The organism is Mycobacterium sp. URHB0044 (genome assembly GCF_000620625.1).
Taxonomy (GTDB): Bacteria; Actinomycetota; Actinomycetes; order Mycobacteriales; family Mycobacteriaceae; genus Mycobacterium.
This window is the reverse complement of the sequence record NZ_JIAW01000001.1, coordinates 108,372-123,805: the sequence shown is the minus strand read 5'-3', so window position 1 is coordinate 123,805 and position 15,434 is coordinate 108,372. Positions and strand designations below refer to the sequence as shown.

The 15,434-nt window shown below is 69.5% G+C and carries 13 protein-coding genes; 5 read left to right on the top strand and 8 right to left on the bottom strand.

Annotation, left to right across the window (positions count from 1 at the left end):
• Positions 1-27: 27 nt before the first annotated feature.
• On the top strand, positions 28-963 hold the full coding sequence (locus N536_RS36985) for an alpha/beta fold hydrolase (protein WP_051574216.1): 936 nt from the start codon (positions 28-30) through the stop codon (positions 961-963).
• A gap of 4 nt (positions 964-967) precedes the next feature.
• Here N536_RS36985 and N536_RS0100600 read toward each other — a convergent pair whose 3' ends face one another.
• From N536_RS0100600 to N536_RS0100585, 4 genes are all read right to left on the bottom strand, one after another.
• The gene (locus N536_RS0100600; RefSeq protein WP_029111833.1) at positions 968-1,345 is read right to left on the bottom strand and encodes a DUF5073 family protein; all 378 of its coding nucleotides are present in this window, start codon (positions 1,343-1,345) and stop codon (positions 968-970) included.
• Positions 1,345-2,133, bottom strand: coding sequence for a heavy metal-binding domain-containing protein (locus N536_RS0100595; RefSeq protein ID WP_029111832.1), 789 nt, complete (start codon positions 2,131-2,133; stop codon positions 1,345-1,347). The genes N536_RS0100600 and N536_RS0100595 overlap by 1 nt, the downstream gene beginning before the upstream one ends.
• 110 nt (positions 2,134-2,243) lie before the next feature.
• On the bottom strand, positions 2,244-3,659 hold the full coding sequence (locus tag N536_RS0100590; RefSeq protein WP_029111831.1) for a wax ester/triacylglycerol synthase family O-acyltransferase: 1,416 nt from the start codon (positions 3,657-3,659) through the stop codon (positions 2,244-2,246).
• 22 nt (positions 3,660-3,681) lie between these two features.
• Positions 3,682-4,905 carry an alpha/beta hydrolase gene (locus tag N536_RS0100585; RefSeq protein WP_029111830.1) on the bottom strand — a complete coding sequence of 408 codons (1,224 nt, stop codon included), beginning with the start codon at positions 4,903-4,905 and terminating at the stop codon, positions 3,682-3,684.
• A 130-nt stretch (positions 4,906-5,035) separates the two neighbouring features.
• On the opposite strand from N536_RS0100585, the gene N536_RS0100580 reads away from it, so the two are divergent.
• The 3 genes from N536_RS0100580 to N536_RS0100570 all read left to right on the top strand — a co-directional run bounded on the left by N536_RS0100580 (position 5,036) and on the right by N536_RS0100570 (position 9,602).
• A complete protein-coding gene (locus N536_RS0100580; RefSeq protein ID WP_029111829.1) occupies positions 5,036-7,246 on the top strand; it encodes an acyl-CoA dehydrogenase in 2,211 nt (736 codons plus the stop codon).
• Positions 7,247-7,322: 76 nt separating this feature from the next.
• Entirely contained in the window at positions 7,323-8,600 is a 1,278-nt protein-coding gene (locus tag N536_RS36980) for a septum formation family protein (RefSeq protein WP_081808983.1), read from the top strand.
• Positions 8,601-8,693: 93 nt separating this feature from the next.
• Positions 8,694-9,602: an alpha/beta hydrolase gene (locus N536_RS0100570; RefSeq protein WP_029111828.1), complete on the top strand. Its 909-nt coding sequence runs from the start codon at positions 8,694-8,696 to the stop codon at positions 9,600-9,602.
• Here the strand turns inward: N536_RS0100570 and N536_RS36975 are convergent.
• From N536_RS36975 to N536_RS0100550, 4 genes are read right to left on the bottom strand one after another with little or no spacing between them, the layout of a single operon-like run.
• Complete coding sequence (locus tag N536_RS36975; RefSeq protein WP_231514373.1) at positions 9,574-10,647, bottom strand: aldo/keto reductase; 1,074 nt, start codon at positions 10,645-10,647, stop codon at positions 9,574-9,576. The two genes, N536_RS0100570 and N536_RS36975, sit on opposite strands and share 29 nt — an antisense overlap.
• A 36-nt stretch (positions 10,648-10,683) precedes the next feature.
• Complete coding sequence (locus N536_RS0100560; protein WP_029111827.1) at positions 10,684-11,988, bottom strand: amidohydrolase family protein; 1,305 nt, start codon at positions 11,986-11,988, stop codon at positions 10,684-10,686.
• Positions 11,982-13,181, bottom strand: a complete 1,200-nt coding sequence (locus N536_RS0100555) for a CoA transferase (protein WP_029111826.1) — start codon at positions 13,179-13,181, stop codon at positions 11,982-11,984. Before N536_RS0100555 ends, N536_RS0100560 begins: the two co-directional genes overlap by 7 nt.
• Positions 13,182-13,234: 53 nt before the next feature.
• Positions 13,235-14,149: an acyl dehydratase gene (locus tag N536_RS0100550; RefSeq protein ID WP_231514406.1), complete on the bottom strand. Its 915-nt coding sequence runs from the start codon at positions 14,147-14,149 to the stop codon at positions 13,235-13,237.
• 132 nt (positions 14,150-14,281) lie between these two features.
• On the opposite strand from N536_RS0100550, the gene N536_RS0100545 reads away from it, so the two are divergent.
• Entirely contained in the window at positions 14,282-15,433 is a 1,152-nt protein-coding gene (locus N536_RS0100545; RefSeq protein WP_029111824.1) for an acyl-CoA dehydrogenase family protein, read from the top strand.
• Position 15,434: the final 1 nt, after the last annotated feature.

Sequence of the window (15,434 nt, the reverse complement as noted above, 5' to 3'; positions counted from 1 at the left end):
TCAGGCTGATGCGCGATGAGGGGGATCGTGTCCAAGCGAAGCAGTCACGGATCGACCGACGAGGCCGACGGGGGCCCGGCCGGGAACGGCTCGGGCGTCGAGCCTGCCGTCGCGCCGAAGGTGCGTCGGACGTTCGCGTTACTGGAGCGCCTTGCTCCCGCACTTGGCGCGCGGTGGGCCGTCGAACTGTGGTGCACTCCGCCCGCCGTCGAGATGAGTCTGCGCATGCCGCCCGGCGTCGCGGCGGGCGCACCCGTCGAGGCGCACTGGAACGGCCACCGGGTCGCCGGTGAGTCGTGGGGCGACGGTCCGCCGGTCTACCTGGTGCACGGCTGGGGCGGCTGTCGCGCACACCTGGCGGTCTTCGTCAAACCGCTCGTCGAGAGCGGGCATCGGGTCATCGCGTTCGACCTGCCAAGCCACAATGATTCCGACGCAGGCGAACTCGCGCCGGGACGCACCACGATCGCCGAATGTGCCGAAGCGGTTCGGGCGATGATCCGCACACACGGGCCGGCCCGCGCCGTCGTCGCCCACTCCCTCGGCGCGAAGGCCGCCGCGTTGGCCATGGCGCGCGGTGCTCGGGTCGAACGTCTGGTGTTCTTGGCACCCATGGCGGGCTTCTCGTTGTACCTGGACCTCTTCGCCGATCGCCACGGCTTCGGGCCCCGCATCCGGACCGGGCTGCACCGTCGCCTCGACCGACGGCTGGGAATGCCGTTGTTGGACACCGACATCGCCGCGGTGGCCGCTCACACGGGCGGTCCTCCACTGCTCGTCGTCCATGATCCCGACGATCCCGACAGCCCCTACGAAGCGAGCAAGCACATCGTCGACGTGTGGCCCGGCGCGCGACTGGTCACCACGCGCGGGCTGGGACGCCTCGCGCACTACCGCATCCTCCGGCACCGGCCCGCCATCAACGCCGGCATCGAGTTCATCGGCGATGGGTGCGCGGGGTAGACGTTTAGTAGCCGGTGCTGCTGGCGAGCGCGTCGACCGCCGCGTCGATGCTGGGCACGACGCTCTCCCCGAACTGCGCGGCGATCTGGCCGAGCGCCCTGGCGATGTGTGGTCCGACTGCGGCCGCGTCGAGGGTTTCCTCGGCCAGGACGACGCCGTGTACGACGTGCGCGGCGCGCAGCCGACCGTCGCGGGCGACTTCGTAACGCCAGTCGGCGATTTGGATGCGTTCGGGTGCGGATTTGAAGAAGCCACGCTGCGCGGGCGTGTGGATGACACCCGGTAGGGCGGCGAACACGTTCACCACGAGTGCGACACCGCCGGGCCCCGACAATGCCGTGCCGACGGTGCGGGCGACCCGCTCGTGATCGAGGCCCGGCATCAGCCACTCATCGGAAGGACGAACGACGGCGCGATCGTGTCGGTGTGGCCGGTGGGACGCACGGCGGTCCCGGCAGCGTAGAACTCGACGGTGTGCAACCCCCAGGTGTAGTTGGAGATCGCGAGGTTCACGCCGACGACTCCGTTGGCGCCGTCGCGTTGCGCCTCGGCCTGCATCCGCGACATCGCCAGTTCGCGCGCCTCGTAGTTCCCCTGTGTCCATTGCGGCATCTCGGTGTTCTGCCCGATCTGACGCAGCGTCTGGAGGAATCCCTGCACGGCGATGTGGAACACGCAGTTGCCCATGACGAACGCGACCGGGGTGTATCCGGAACGCAGCAAGGTGACCATGTCCTGGCCGGTGAGATGACTGGAGAACGCCTGCCCGGAGGGACGACGGTACGCGCCGGGCTTCGCCGTGTACTTCACTGCCGTGCCGATGGCGATGAACTCCAGGTGTTCGCCGGACTCACCCTGGTTGCGCCAATCCAGGCGTACTCCGACGATTCCGTCGGCGTTGAGTGCGTCGGCCTCGGCCTGCATGCGACCCATCGCGTTCCAGCGCGCCCGATAGGTCGCCTCGGTCAGCACGGGCAGTTCCATCTGCTGCTTGAGACCGCTGAACTGATACCCGACGTGATAGACCGAGACGCCCATCACCAGTTCGATCGGCTCGAACCCGGCACCGTGCAGCAGCGCGAACTCGTTGATCGACAAGTCGGAGGTGAACACCTGGCCGGCGTGCGAGAGCCGTTCGCCCGCGACCGGATCGAGCTGACTGGGCTGCATGGAGCACCTACTCTCTGCGGGTTTGGGCACAGAGTAGAGAACGAACCTGGGATTTCGGCGCTATGGCGTGTGCGGCCCTCTTCGCGTCGTGCGCGACGTGCCGGCCTCGCTCAGGCCATCACGTTGTCGACCACGGTGAGCGTCTCGGAAAGCCCTGCGGCCCGCCGGATTTCGATGAACGCCTCCACCATGGCATCGGTCAGCTCGTGCGGATCCTCGAGCGTGGCGCCGTCGGAGAGCACCGAGATGTTCAGCTGGTCGACGTAGCTCCACACGGTGATGTTCAGTCCGCTGCCCGTGGTGAGCGGCCCCACCGAGTAGATCTCGGTCACCAGCGCGCCGCCGACCCGACCGTGCTCGCGCGGACCCGGCACGTTGGAGATCGGAAGGTTGAGCACCTTGTTCTGCCCGTCCTTGTTGGCCAGCCATCGGAACAGCGCCTCGGCGCCCGCCGGTGGGAAGTACGCCGACCACCGGCTCACCAGTTCCGGGCCGATCAGGTGATGGCCCTCCTTGGCCAACACCGCGGCGTCGTGCGCGGCCTGGACCCGCTGCAACGGATCCTCGACCTCCACCGGCAGCGCCACCAACACGCCGGTGAAGTAGTTGCCGGAGATGCGGTCCGGTGAGAAGTCGAAACTCACTGGCACGGAAGCCAACAACGGATGGTCGGCGTGGCCGTCGTAACGCAGCAACAGCTTGCGCAGCGCACCGGCCGACATCGCGAGCACCATGTCGTTGATGGTGGCGCCCAGCTGCTTGCCGGTCTCCTTGACGTCGGCGAGCGGCAGCGTGGCCGTCGCGAACTTCCGCGTTCCGTCGACCATGTGGTTCATGAACGTCGGCGGCGGGGTGAACGGCCGGGTCAGCTCGGGCGACAATTTGCGTGAGCTCTTCCGGACCCGGCCGACGCCCTGCGCGGTGTAGCGCAGCACGCTCGGCAACCGCCCCAGCTGGCGCAGGTGGTCGGCGAACGCCGTGCGCACCAACTCCGGGCGGGTTGGCGCGGGATCGATTGCGTACCCGTCCCGGTCGGTCTGCGGCCCCGACGAGAGATCCATGCCGCGCGCCATCAGGTTGGCCGACGCCACCCCGTCGGCCAGTGCGTGGTGAATCTTGCCGAGCACCGCGATCTTGCCGTCGGCGAGGCCCTCGATGAAGTACATCTCCCACAGCGGCCTACTGCGGTCCAGTGGCGTGCTGGCGATCTTGCCGACCGCCTCGTCCAGCTCACGCCGACCGCCCGGGCTGTCCACCCGGTAGGGCCGCACGTGGTAGTCGAGATCGACCTCGCAGTTCTCCCGCCACATCGGGTGGTGGAACTTGAAGGGGATGTCGACCAGTTCGTAGCAGAACGGCTCGAGTTTGTAGAGCCGCCCGTGGATGACCTTGCGAAACTCGTCGATGCCGAACGACCGGCCCTTGAGGTCGTCGAGCGCGATCACCGCGAGCTTCAAGGTGTGCATGTGTACGGTCGGCGTTTCGCTGTACAGCAGCACAGCGTCCCAACCGCGAAGCCTCTTCACGTCAACCTCCCTGCCCGGAAGGCTATATAACCTGCTTCTGTCCGACCATCGCCTGGTTTCGACGAACTTCGTTGAGGAACAAGCCGATTGCCATGGCCATCGACCCGGTGCGGGCGCCGTCGGTCATGTCGAAGGCATGTCCGGCGCCCGGCAGCTCGACGTAGCCGACGAGGGCCCGCGACACCGACCGCAGCTTCTCGACGAAGTCGCGTGCCTGCTGCACGGGGATGACCGTGTCACCGCTGCCGTGGATGACGAGGAACGGTGGCGCATCGGCGTGCGTGCGCGCGATGGGCGAGGCGTCACGGAAGATCTCGGGATGCCTGGCGATGGTGTGCTTGACGACGACGCGCTCCAGGAAGTCGACGAAGCGGGCCCGCTCGGCAGTGGAGCGGTCCTCCCAGTCGTAGCGGCCGTAGATCCCGATGACCGCGTCGACGGCGGTGTCGGAGCCCTCGGGCAGATCGCGCTGCATTTCGGGATCGTTTCCGGTCAGCCCGGCGAGAGCCGCGAGGTGACCGCCTGCCGACGTGCCGGCCAGCGCGACGAAGTCGCGGTCGCCACCGAACTTGTCCACGTTGGCGCGCGCCCAGGCGACGGCCGTCTTCACGTCGGTGATGTGCTGGGGCCAGCGGTGATTCGGCGCCACCCGGTAGTCGATGGATAGGCACACCCAGCCCATCTCGGCCAGGTGCGACATCAACGCGTAGCCCTGCAGCATGCGGCTGCCGTGCACCCATGCACCGCCGGGAACGAACAGCAGCACCGGCGCCGGATGGCTCGGCAGTTCCTTGGGTCGCCACACGTCCAGCACCTGTGACGGGTGGTCGCCGTAGCGCACGGAGGACTTGTGCACGTTCTTGCGGTGCTCGAACGCCTTCCACACCGGTGGCGTGCGGTCCGGCGCGGGCCACGCGAACTCGAGATCCTTGGCGGACAGGACACCTCGCAGCGCGGCCTCGGTCACGGCGTTCGTCGCGTCGCGCTCGAGCTTGCGTACCTCGCCGATGCCCGGCGTGAACCAGGACTTCACCGCGGCAGAGAGGAAGTCCGGCGCATGACGAACACCCCAGATGCCCATGGCCGTAGCGCCGCCGAGCGGCTCGAGGTGCTTGCCGATCACGGGCAACGACGCCGAGGCGACGCTCATCGCCAGCATGTAGTCAGCGGGTCCCGCCTTCATCAGCCAACGCATACGCGTGGTCCAGCTTGGTCCGGGGTACCGGGTCTCCGGTCGAGCCGCCATTTCGCGACTGTACCCCGCAGATTCGGCGTTAAACGACAACTATCCGAAGTTGTCTACCGACGGCACTTTGCGCATCTGTGTGACCTGTATCACAGACACGGACGAGACTTGCCAGTGGTTAAGTCGATCGGTGGGCAAATCTGCGTTAGCGATCACCGATGACCACCGCGACCTCGCCGACGCGGCGAACGGCCTGCTCAGCAGGCTGAATAGCCGCGCCGCCGCCCGGGCCACGCTCGACGCGGCGGGCGCCGCTCACCCGGCCGGCCTGTGGTCGGCCGCCGCCGACCTCGGCTGGCAGGGCTTGGCCATCGCCGAGGAATACGGCGGATCGGGGTTCGGCGTGTCCGAGTTGGCGGTGGTGTTGGAAGCGCAGGGCCGCGAGTTGTGCCCCGGACCCTTCCTTCCCACCGTGGCAGCCGCGGTGGTGATCGACCGCTGTGCACCCAATGATGTTGCGGTGCAACTACTTCCCGGCATCGGCGACGGCAGTGTGGTAGCCGCCCTCGGCCTGTCGGGCAACGTCACCGTCGGCTCGGACGGGCTCGTCACGGGTGAGAGTCCGGCCGTTCTGGGTGCTCCCGACGCGGGCGTGCTGGTGGTCGTGGCCGGCGACGACGTCGTCGTGCTTGACGCGGCCGCCGACGGGGTGACGGTGACCGCCCTGGAATCGATGGACACCACGCGCAGCATCGGTTCGGTGGCGCTGCACGACGTCGCCGTCGACCAGGAACGCGTGCTGCGCGGCGCGGCACGGCGCGCCAGGACCGTGTTCCGCATTCTGGCCTCCGCCGAGGCGGTCGGAATCAGTTGGGCCGCTTTGGAGATGGCGGTGGAGTATGCCAAGGTGCGCGAGCAGTTCGGCCGCACCATCGGCACCTTCCAGGCCGTCAAGCATCACGCGGCGAACATGCTCGTCAACGCCGAGCAGACCACCGCGGCAACCTGGGACGCCGCGCGGGCTGACGACCTGGACAGCGCCTGGTTCGCGGGCGCCGTCGCGGCGTCGCACGCCATCCGCACTCAAATCTTCAACGCGCAGTGCAACATTCAGCTGCACGGGGGCATCGGGTACACCTGGGAGCACGATGCGCACATGTACCTGCGCCGGGCCCGCACGCTCGCGGCGGTCATGAGCGACGGTGCCGACCCGCTGCTCGACGTCGTCGAGGGCCAGCGCAGCGGCCAGGCCCACGGCGCCTCGTTCACCCTGCCCGACGAAGCCGAGGAGTACCGCACCGCCGCCAGGGAGGCGGTCGCCACGTGGACGTCGCTTCCGCCGGAGGAGCGGCGCGACTTCCTCGTCGACTCCGGCTATCTGGTGCCGCACTGGCCCAAGCCGTGGGGTCGCGGCGCGGGCGTGCTGGAGCAGTTGGTGATCGAGGAGGAGTTTTCGGCTTCGGCGGGCAGGAGCGGAGCGACCCGGGGAGAGAAACGGGTAGATCGTCCCGACATGGGCATCACCGGGTGGGTGACGCTGACGATCGCCCAGGCGGGCAACGACGACCAGCGTGAGCGGTGGGTCGAGCCGGTGCTGCGCGGCCAGGTGATGTGGTGTCAGCTGTTCTCCGAACCGGGCGCGGGATCCGACGCCGCCGCGGTGCGTACGGCCGCCAAGAAGGTCGACGGCGGCTGGCGCGTCACCGGGCAGAAGGTGTGGACCAGCCTGGCGCAGATGTGTCAGTGGGGGCTGGCGACGGTGCGCACCGATCCCGACGCCCCGAAGCATGCCGGTGTGACGATGATGGCGATCGACATGTCCTCGCCAGGGGTGACGGTGAACCCGCTGCGGGGGATGACGGGTCACGCCCACTTCAACGAGGTGTTCTTCGACGACGTGTTCGTCCCCGACGGCGACGTGGTCGGCGACGTCAACCGCGGCTGGCTGGTCGCCCGCGCCACGTTGGGCAATGAGCGAATCTCGATCGGCGGAGGATCGTCGGCGCCGACCGGCTTCACCGCGGACGACCTCATCAAGCTGCTGGACAGCGCACCTGCCGACACCGCCACCAGCTACGTTCGTCGGGCCGGCGAGGTGATTGCCGAAGGCCACACCCTGCGGTTGCTGAATCTGCGCCGGGTGACGCGTGCGATCGCGGGCGCCGAACCGGGCCCGGAGGGAAACGTGACTAAACTTTTGCTCGCCGAGCAGTCGCAGCACCTCACCGAACTCGGTATGGACCTTGCCGGGCCTGCCGCCGTAGTGGGCCTCACGCCCCAGCTCTCGACGGCCTACCTGGGCAACCGTGCCATGACGATCGCGGGCGGCACGTCGGAGATCACCCGCAACACCATTGCTGAGCGGATTCTCGGGCTGCCGCGGGATCCGCTGCTGAAGTAACGGAGAGGCCACCGGAGAGGTAACGAAAGGGCCCGGACCAGGCGCGACGGCGGGGATTGTGCCAAGCTTCACTACCGTGGCTAGCAAACTCGGCTCGCCGTCAGAGCCGCCGTCGCCGAAAAATGGCGCGGAACCCGACCTCGCCTCGGTGCTTGCCGCACTGGAGCGTGAACGGTCGACGGCCGACGACGCGCACTGCTCGACCAGGGCGAGCCGACGCGGCTTCCTGACCCTGGTGCTGATCGGCCTGCTCCTCGGCGGCGTGATCCAGCTGGCGACGTCGACGCCCGACCCGGACCGGACCGCCAAGGGCGAGACCCGATCCGACGTGGTCTTCGGCAGCGCGAAGAGCGGCACGTGCCTCAATTGGCCCGTCGACGCACCGGACAAGCCGTCGTTCGTCTGGTGCACCGACGATCACATGTTCGAAGTGGCGAAGCCCGTCGACATGACCAACTTCGGCGAGCCGTGTCAGCTCGCGGTGCGCCAGTACCTGGGTGACCGGTACGACCCGAGCAGCAGATTCACCATCGCCGTCGTCTGGCCGGGTGACGCCGTGGGGGCGCCGCCGGGCCAGCGAAACCTGTTGTGCGGGCTGCAACTCGTCGGCCCCGGAGGCCGTCCGGTTCCGTTCAAGGGCAAGATCGCCGAGCTCGACCAGTCCAGGGTGTGGCCGGTCGGCACGTGCCTCGGCATCGACCAGGGCACCCGCCGATCGACAGACGTGCCCACGGAATGCTCGTCGCCGCACGCATTGGAGGTGACCGGTGCGGTGAACCTCGGCGAACGGTTCGCCGATGGCCTGCCCGCCGAGGCCGACCAGCACGCCTTCCTCACCGACGCGTGCACGCGCGCCGCCGACGCTTACCTCGCCCCGCGGACGGTGTCCTCCGCCGGCCTGGCCATCAGCTACGACACCGTCTCGGCGGAGAGCTGGTCTGCAGGCAGCCGGCAGGTGTCGTGCGGGGTGGGCGACCGTCGGGCGAACGGCTGGGCTCCGCTGGTGGGGAACCTCAGGGCGCCGCAGCCGGCCGATGTCCCTCCTGCCGCGCCACCACCCCCACCGCCGCCGCCTCAGACCACGTCGGACGAACCACCGCCGCCGGTCTATGAGGAGCCGCTTCTGCCGGTGGCTCCCGAAACGGCGGTCGTGGCGCCGACGACCACCAGCGCAGCGCCGACGACCACTGCGACGACGACGCCCCCGCTGGGGCCACCGCCGGGTCCGCCTCCAGGGGCAGAACCGACCACGACGCAGCCGCAGCCGGGGGTGTTCGAGATCCCGGGCATGGCGCCCATCACGTTGCCGTGGATGGTGCCGCCACCACCCGCACCGCCGCCGCCCGCGGCCTGACCGTCCACTGGCGACCACCCCTGCCGATTCGTGCGCGGGGACCGTCGCGGCGCGAACGTTTGCGCGCGCAATTAGCTCGGCTAAGGTCGGCTGGTGCCTGACTTTCACCCCGAACTGGAGCGCGCCGCCCGCTTCCTCCCCCGCACGCTGATCGGCCCGTACACGTTGCCCCTGATCCGGGGTGCGTCACGGCTGCTGGTTCGCGGTGGCGCCCCTGCCGGCGTCGAGGTGCTGACGCTCGCCTCGGGCGTCGACGTCCGCCTGCACCGACCGCCCGGCGCGACGGAAGCCGGGCCCGGCCTGTTGTGGATCCACGGCGGGGGCTACGTGATCGGCACCGCGTCACAGGACGACGTCGTGTGCAGCCGGTTTGCGCGGGACCTCGGCATCACCGTCGTCGCGGTCGACTACCGGCTGGCACCCGAACATCCGTATCCGACCCCGCTCGAGGACTGCTATTCGGCGCTGAGCTGGCTGGCCGGGCTGCCCGCCGTCGACCCCACGCAGGTGGCGATCGGCGGGGCCAGCGCGGGTGGTGGCCTTGCCGCCGCACTGGCGCTGCTGACGCGCGACCGCGGCGAGATCGACCTCGCGGCCCAACTGCTGGTCTATCCGATGCTCGACGACCGGTCCGGGACCGCAGAGGGTCTGCACGACCCGAACCATCGGCTGTGGACGCAGTCGTCCAACCGGTACGGCTGGTCGAGCTACCTCGGCGACGCCGATCCGAACGTGGCCGTACCCGCACGGCGCGACGACCTTGCCGGCCTACCCCCGGCATGGGTCGGCGTCGGCACCCTCGACCTGTTCCACGACGAGAACCTCGCCTACGCCGAGCGGCTCCAGGCGGCCGGAGTTCCATGCGAGGTCGAGGTGGTCCCCGGCGCGTTCCACGGCTTCGACGGCGTCGTGGCGAAGGCCGAGGTCTCCAAGTCGTTCCTCGCCAGTCAGATCGAGTTTCTGCGCAGCGCGCTCACGCTGAAGGAACGGCAGGACGCCTGAAGCCCCCGCCGCCGAGCGTGACCGTGACCCTGTCGGCGTTCTGCTCGTGCGGTTGCCCGAGCGGGATGGCGCTGGCCCGGTCCAGAACGTCGTAGGTGTCCGCATCGAGCCGCACGTCGAGCGCACCGAGGTAGCCGTCCAACTGCTCGACCGTGCGCGGACCGACGATGGGCACCACGCCGGTCGGTGAGCGCCGGGCGCGCTCGAGCAGCCACCCCACCGCCACCTGCCCTGGCGTGACGCCGAGCTCCGTGGCCGCGGCGAGCACCGCGTCGACGGTGGCAGCCTTGCGTGGCTCGTCCTCGCCGTGCACCAACGTCTTCAACTCGGTGAGTCGGCCTGCGGCACTGGTGCGGTACTTGCCGGTCAGCAGCCCTCCGCCGAGCGGCGACCACAACGCGGCGCCGATGCCGAGCGCCTCGGCCATCGGCAGGTTCTCGCGATCACCACTGCGTTCGACGAGGCTGTACTCGAACTGCACGCCGGCGATCGGCAGCTGGCCACCAAGTTCGGCGAGGGTGACGGCCCGCGCCGTCATCCATGCGGGAAAGTTGGAAAGACCGGCGTAGAGCACCTTGCCTTGGCGGGCGAGATCGTCGAAGGCGCGCACGATCTCGTCGATCGGGGTGACGAAGTCGGGGAAGTGCACCCACAACAAGTCGATGTAGTCGGTATCGAGACGGCGCAGGCTGGCCTCGACGGAGGAGAACATGGCACGGCGGCCGTTGCCGGTCTGTAGTACCCCACTACCGTCGGCGTTCCCGCCGATGGCGAATTTGGTGGCCAGGGTGAACTGGTCGCGGCGGCCGGCCAGGATGCGGCCGAGAAACTCCTCGGACTGCCCGGCCTGGTAGCTCGCGGCCGTATCGATGAACGTGCCACCCGCCTCGGCGAACCGGTCGACGATGGCCGCGCTGGCGGTCTCGTCGGCGCCATGGCCCCAGCCGGTGCCGAAGTTTCCGGCGCCCAGCGCCAGTGCCGACACGCGCAAGCCGTTGTTGCGGCCGAAGGTGAAGTGCTCCATGTGCATGAACAAGGCGAACACATCTGAGTTTATTTCGCAATACTCAGACCGTGGGCGTCACGCCCGCTCGAAGACCACGCTTCCCTCGACGATCGTGGCGGCCACCAGATCCGAATCCAGCTGGCGCAGAACGTCTTCGGGCGCCGCACTGGTTACGCACAGATTTCCCGGCTGGCCGGGTTCGATGGTGCGCGTGCTGGTCGGCTCGTCCGCCTCACCCAGGAACATCTGCAGCGCGGTGCGGGCGTCGACGCACTCGGCCGGCCCGAGAACCCTTCCCGAGGCGGTGGTGCGGTGCACCGCCGCCCGCATCGCCGCCCACGGGTCGGCGTCGCCGAACGGCATGTCGGTGGACAGCACGACCTTGACGCCCGCAGCCAGCAGCGAGGCAACCCGCCACAGCTGGGAGTGCTCGTCGGCCGGCACGTCGGCCAAGTACTGGTCACCGCGTTCGGCGACGAAGTTCGGCTGCGTCGCGACCGTCACGCCGAGCCGGGCCAGTTCGGCAAGGCAGTCGTCGGGCACCACGGCCGCATGCTCGATGCGGTCCCCGGGTCGGGTGCCCGCCGCGTCGAATGCGGCGATGGTGACGACGAGTTGGGCGGCGGTGACGCAGTGCAGGGCGACGGTGCCGCCCGCGTCGTGGCGGTGCCGGATCCAAGCGGCAAGCTCGTCGAGGTCGAGGCCATCGTCGTGCAGGATCCGCTTGCCGGGCGCCAGGCACGCGACCGCTTGTAGGAGCTCGCCGTGGCGGTGGGCCTCGGCGAACATCACCACGTCCTCGAGGCCGAGGTTCGGGGTGGCGTCCGTGACACCCGTGACGCCGTAGGACGCCAGCCGCCGACTGATCTCGGCCAGCCCGATGTGCCTGCGCTGCAAGCTGTTCGACCAGTTGGGGTCGGCGCTGCGCAGCCGTCCGTCGGGATGTTCTGGCAGCCCGACCCTGGCGAGGCCCACCGAGTTCAGCGTCCACAACACCCCACTTCGGTGTTGCACCCGCACGGGGACCTCAGGGGCCACCTCGTCCAGCGTCGCCCGGTCCAGCGGCCCGGCCACGGCTTCGTGGTATCCCACGGCCCTGATCCAGTCGTCCTCACCGATCTCCGCTCCGGCCAGCACGCGGGCGAGGTCGTCACGCCCGCGCACCTCCCGCGGTCCCACGGGCACCGACGTCAGCGCTGCTGCGGCGGAACGCAAATGGACGTGGTGGTCGTGTAGGCCGGGGATGACGGTGCCGCCCCCGGCGTCGAGCACCGACTCCCCCTTGGCCGGGGTGAGGCGTTCCGCGACGTCGACGATCCGTTGCTCGACGCGGATGTCGACGACGGGGCCCTCAAGGAGGCGTGCGCGCTGGATCAGCATGAGGCGAGTTGCCTTTCGGCGACGATTCGGTCCACCCGGGCGTTGTCGGCGCCTAGGTCGGCGGCGGGCAACGCCACGATGGGAGGGGTGGGTGGTGTGGCGACGCAATTGGTTTCGACCGGGTGCGCGGGTAGTGCCGCATAGTTCGCGGCGACGGCCGCCATGGCGACGTCGACGAGTTCACCGCCGCCGCGGGCCAGCGCCTCGACCACGGCGAGCGCGCCGTGCAGGCCGGTCAGTGGGTCGGCGATGGCGTCACCGCAGAACACCGGGCCCTCGTCGCTTCGGCCGACCAGTCCACCCGCCACCGCGGCGTCGTCACCGAACGCCACCAGATCGGCGCCGTCGCCTGAGCCGTGGCCGGTGATCCGTAGCCACACCCGCCCCTCGGCCGCAGGCACGTCGTCGGGGCCGAGGCCGCGGTGGGTCAGCGCTGCGGGTCGCGACGAGGTGATCACGACGTCGGCCACCGTGAGCAGGGTGCGTAGGCTCGCCGTGTCGTCGAAATCTGCTGCATACGAAAGCTTTCCGCCGTTCATCCAGTCGAAGAAGGACCTGCTGCCCGAGCGGGTGCCGTCCGGCCGCGTCGCGCTCTCGACCTTCACCACCATGGCGCCCGCCCAGCCCAGGATCTGTGCGCACAGCGGTCCCGCCCACATCGACGACATGTCGACCACCAGCAAGCCCGCCGGCGAACGAGGCGGTGCCGCGGCGCCGAGCCGGCGGACCGCCGGTTGCGCGGCGACGGCCTCGCCGAGCACCGCCGCGGGCAGCCCCAGCAGCCGGGCCCGTCCGACGGCCTCGTCGGCGGAGGTGGCGGCGGCCCAGCGTTCGACGGCACCCCACGGGTCATCGGGTGCGGTGGAGCTCTCCAGCAGGGCGGGCAGGGTGTCGACGTCGTCGGGCCGCGACAGCGTGAGGGCGCACCACCCACTGTGCGTGCGCAGCAGCCGGGTGGCGCCGCCCGCCGAGACGCGGCCACCGCGGGACAACCCGAGCTGGGCTGCGCGCCCGGCCAGTAGCGCGGCGGCGTCCAGTTGCACGCCGATATTCGAGCCGAGATCGGCGGCGACGCTGCGCGCATGGGTCAGCACGGCGGCGCGGGAGAAGTCCGGTGGACCATCGGGCAGACCGGTCAGGTACGCCAGTCCACTGGCACCCCAGTCCTGCGCTGCCGCGTCCACCGCACCCATTGTGGTCGCAGCCGCCCCGGTGCCGACACGGAATGGCGCCGGCAGAACAACCGTCAGAACAACAGGGCGGTGAATCTCCAGTCCAGCACCTGCCGGTCGGTTTCGTCGACCGCGTACACCAGGGAGCGCAGCGACAGAATCCCGCCGCGCCCACCGGGCAGGGCGGTCGCCTCGTCGACGTGGATCTCGCTGTACAGGGTGTCGCCCTCGTGCACCGGACCGGTGTGATCGCACGACTCCCAGCCGAGGACCGTCACCAGGTTCGGCAGGACGCGGGTCACCTGCGCCAGCGCCAGCCCGATGGTGTGCCCGCCGTACACCAGGCGCCGGCCGCCGACGCGAAAGTCGTGGTGCGTGGCGGCGACGTTGAGCGTGAGGCGGGCGAGTTCGGGCGCACCGGTGACCACGTCGGCCGTGCCGTGCAGCACAGCACCTGCGATGCTCGGGTCGAAGTGCGGCCCGGGCACCCGCGTGCGGAACGCGTCGGCGTCCCAGTGTTCGGTCGGATCGAGCGGGGCAGGCGCGTCGACGCCGATCGCCGACAGGTCGTCGTCGTGGCCGGTGTCCGGGGCGCCGTCACGCAGCGGCAGCATCGCGCAGCGGTGGAAGTCGAGCACCAGGCGGTCGGCCTGGTCGATGGTCGTCATGCGCAGCGCCGCCAGCCCGGTCGGCGCCCGGCCCGGTTTGGCCGAATTCTGTTTCAGCCCTACCACTTCCGTGCGGGTATAGAGCGTGTCGCCGATGACGGGAAAGTGATGGAACCGCAGCCCCCGGTAGAACAGATTGGCCTTGACCCGCTGCGTGGCCAGGGTGGTCTGCCCGATCGCGACGTCGCACACCAGCGCCGGGTGCGCCAGGGCTGACGGCGCTCCGGTGACGGCGTGGGTGAGCGTCTGGTCGAGAGGCAGGCGCATGCGGTCGCCGACGATCGACTGGTGCACGGCGGCGGCGCCCGGGCTCAGCGTCATCGACGGCGCCCAGTCGAATACCTGGCCGACGGACAACTCGTCGAAATGGGGGCCACCAGAGATATGGCCGGACAAAGTCACAGCTGCACATGCTGGCAGTATTGCGATGACCGTGTCAATATGGCCGTACAAATGGAAACCATCAATGACGAAGAAGCCATGCTCGTCGAGACCGTCCGGTCGTTCGTCGACCGCGACGTGCGTCCCACCGTGCGCGACGTCGAGCACGCCAACGAATACCCCGAGGCGTGGATCGAGCAGATGAAGCGGATCGGCATCTTCGGGCTGGCGGTGCCCGAGGAGTACGGTGGCGCGCCGGTGTCCACCCGCTGCTACGTGCTGGTGACGCAGGAGTTGGCCCGCGGGTGGATGAGTCTGGCCGGCGCGATGGGCGGACACACCGTCGTGGCGAAACTGATCGGCCTGTTCGGCACCGAGGAGCAGAAGCAGCGCTACCTGCCCGCGATGGCACCCGGAGAGATGCGCGCGACGATGGCGCTCACCGAACCCGGCGGCGGGTCGGACCTGCAGAACATGACCACGGTCGCGCGCCGTGATGGCGACGACCTCGTCATCAACGGCACCAAGACGTGGATCTCGAACGCGCGCCGGTCCGGATTGATCGCACTGCTGTGCAAGACCGATCCCGGCGCCGAACCCAAGCACCGCGGCATCTCCGTCGTCCTCGTCGAACACGGGCCGGGCCTCACCGTCTCCCGGGACCTACCCAAGCTGGGCTACAAGGGCGTCGAGAGCTGCGAGCTGTCGTTCGACGGCTACCGCATCCCGGCGTCCGCCATCCTCGGCGGCGAGCCCGGCAAGGGCTTCGGCCAGATGATGAAGGGCCTCGAGACCGGCCGCATCCAGGTGGCGTCGCGGGCACTCGGGGTGGCGACAGCGGCCCTGGACGATGCGCTGGCCTACGCCCAGCAGCGGGAGAGCTTCGGGCAGCCGATCTGGAAGCACCAAGCCGTCGGCCACTACCTGGCCGACATGGCCACCAAGCTGACCGCGGCACGTCAGCTGACCCTGCATGCCGCCGACTGCTACGACAGCGGACAGCGTGCCGACATGGAGGCAGGGATGGCCAAGCTGTTCGCCTCCGAGGTGGCCATGGAGATCGCCCTCAACGCCGTCCGCATCCACGGCGGCTACGGCTATTCCACCGAGTACGACGTGGAACGCTACTTCCGCGACGCGCCGCTGATGATCGTCGGCGAGGGAACCAACGAGATCCAACGCAACGTCATCGCCGCGCAGCTGGTGTCCCGCGGCGGTATCTGAC

Coding starts and splice junctions, on each gene's coding strand:
- N536_RS0100550 (WP_231514406.1), bottom strand. CDS start 14,149: ATGACGCTGAGCCCGGGCGCCGCCGCCGTGCACCAGTCGATCGTCGGC.
- N536_RS0100545 (WP_029111824.1), top strand. CDS start 14,282: ATGGAAACCATCAATGACGAAGAAGCCATGCTCGTCGAGACCGTCCGG.
- N536_RS0100560 (WP_029111827.1), bottom strand. CDS start 11,988: ATGCTGATCCAGCGCGCACGCCTCCTTGAGGGCCCCGTCGTCGACATC.
- N536_RS0100555 (WP_029111826.1), bottom strand. CDS start 13,181: ATGGGTGCGGTGGACGCGGCAGCGCAGGACTGGGGTGCCAGTGGACTG.
- N536_RS0100585 (WP_029111830.1), bottom strand. CDS start 4,905: ATGGCGGCTCGACCGGAGACCCGGTACCCCGGACCAAGCTGGACCACG.
- N536_RS0100595 (WP_029111832.1), bottom strand. CDS start 2,133: ATGCAGCCCAGTCAGCTCGATCCGGTCGCGGGCGAACGGCTCTCGCAC.
- N536_RS0100600 (WP_029111833.1), bottom strand. CDS start 1,345: ATGCCGGGCCTCGATCACGAGCGGGTCGCCCGCACCGTCGGCACGGCA.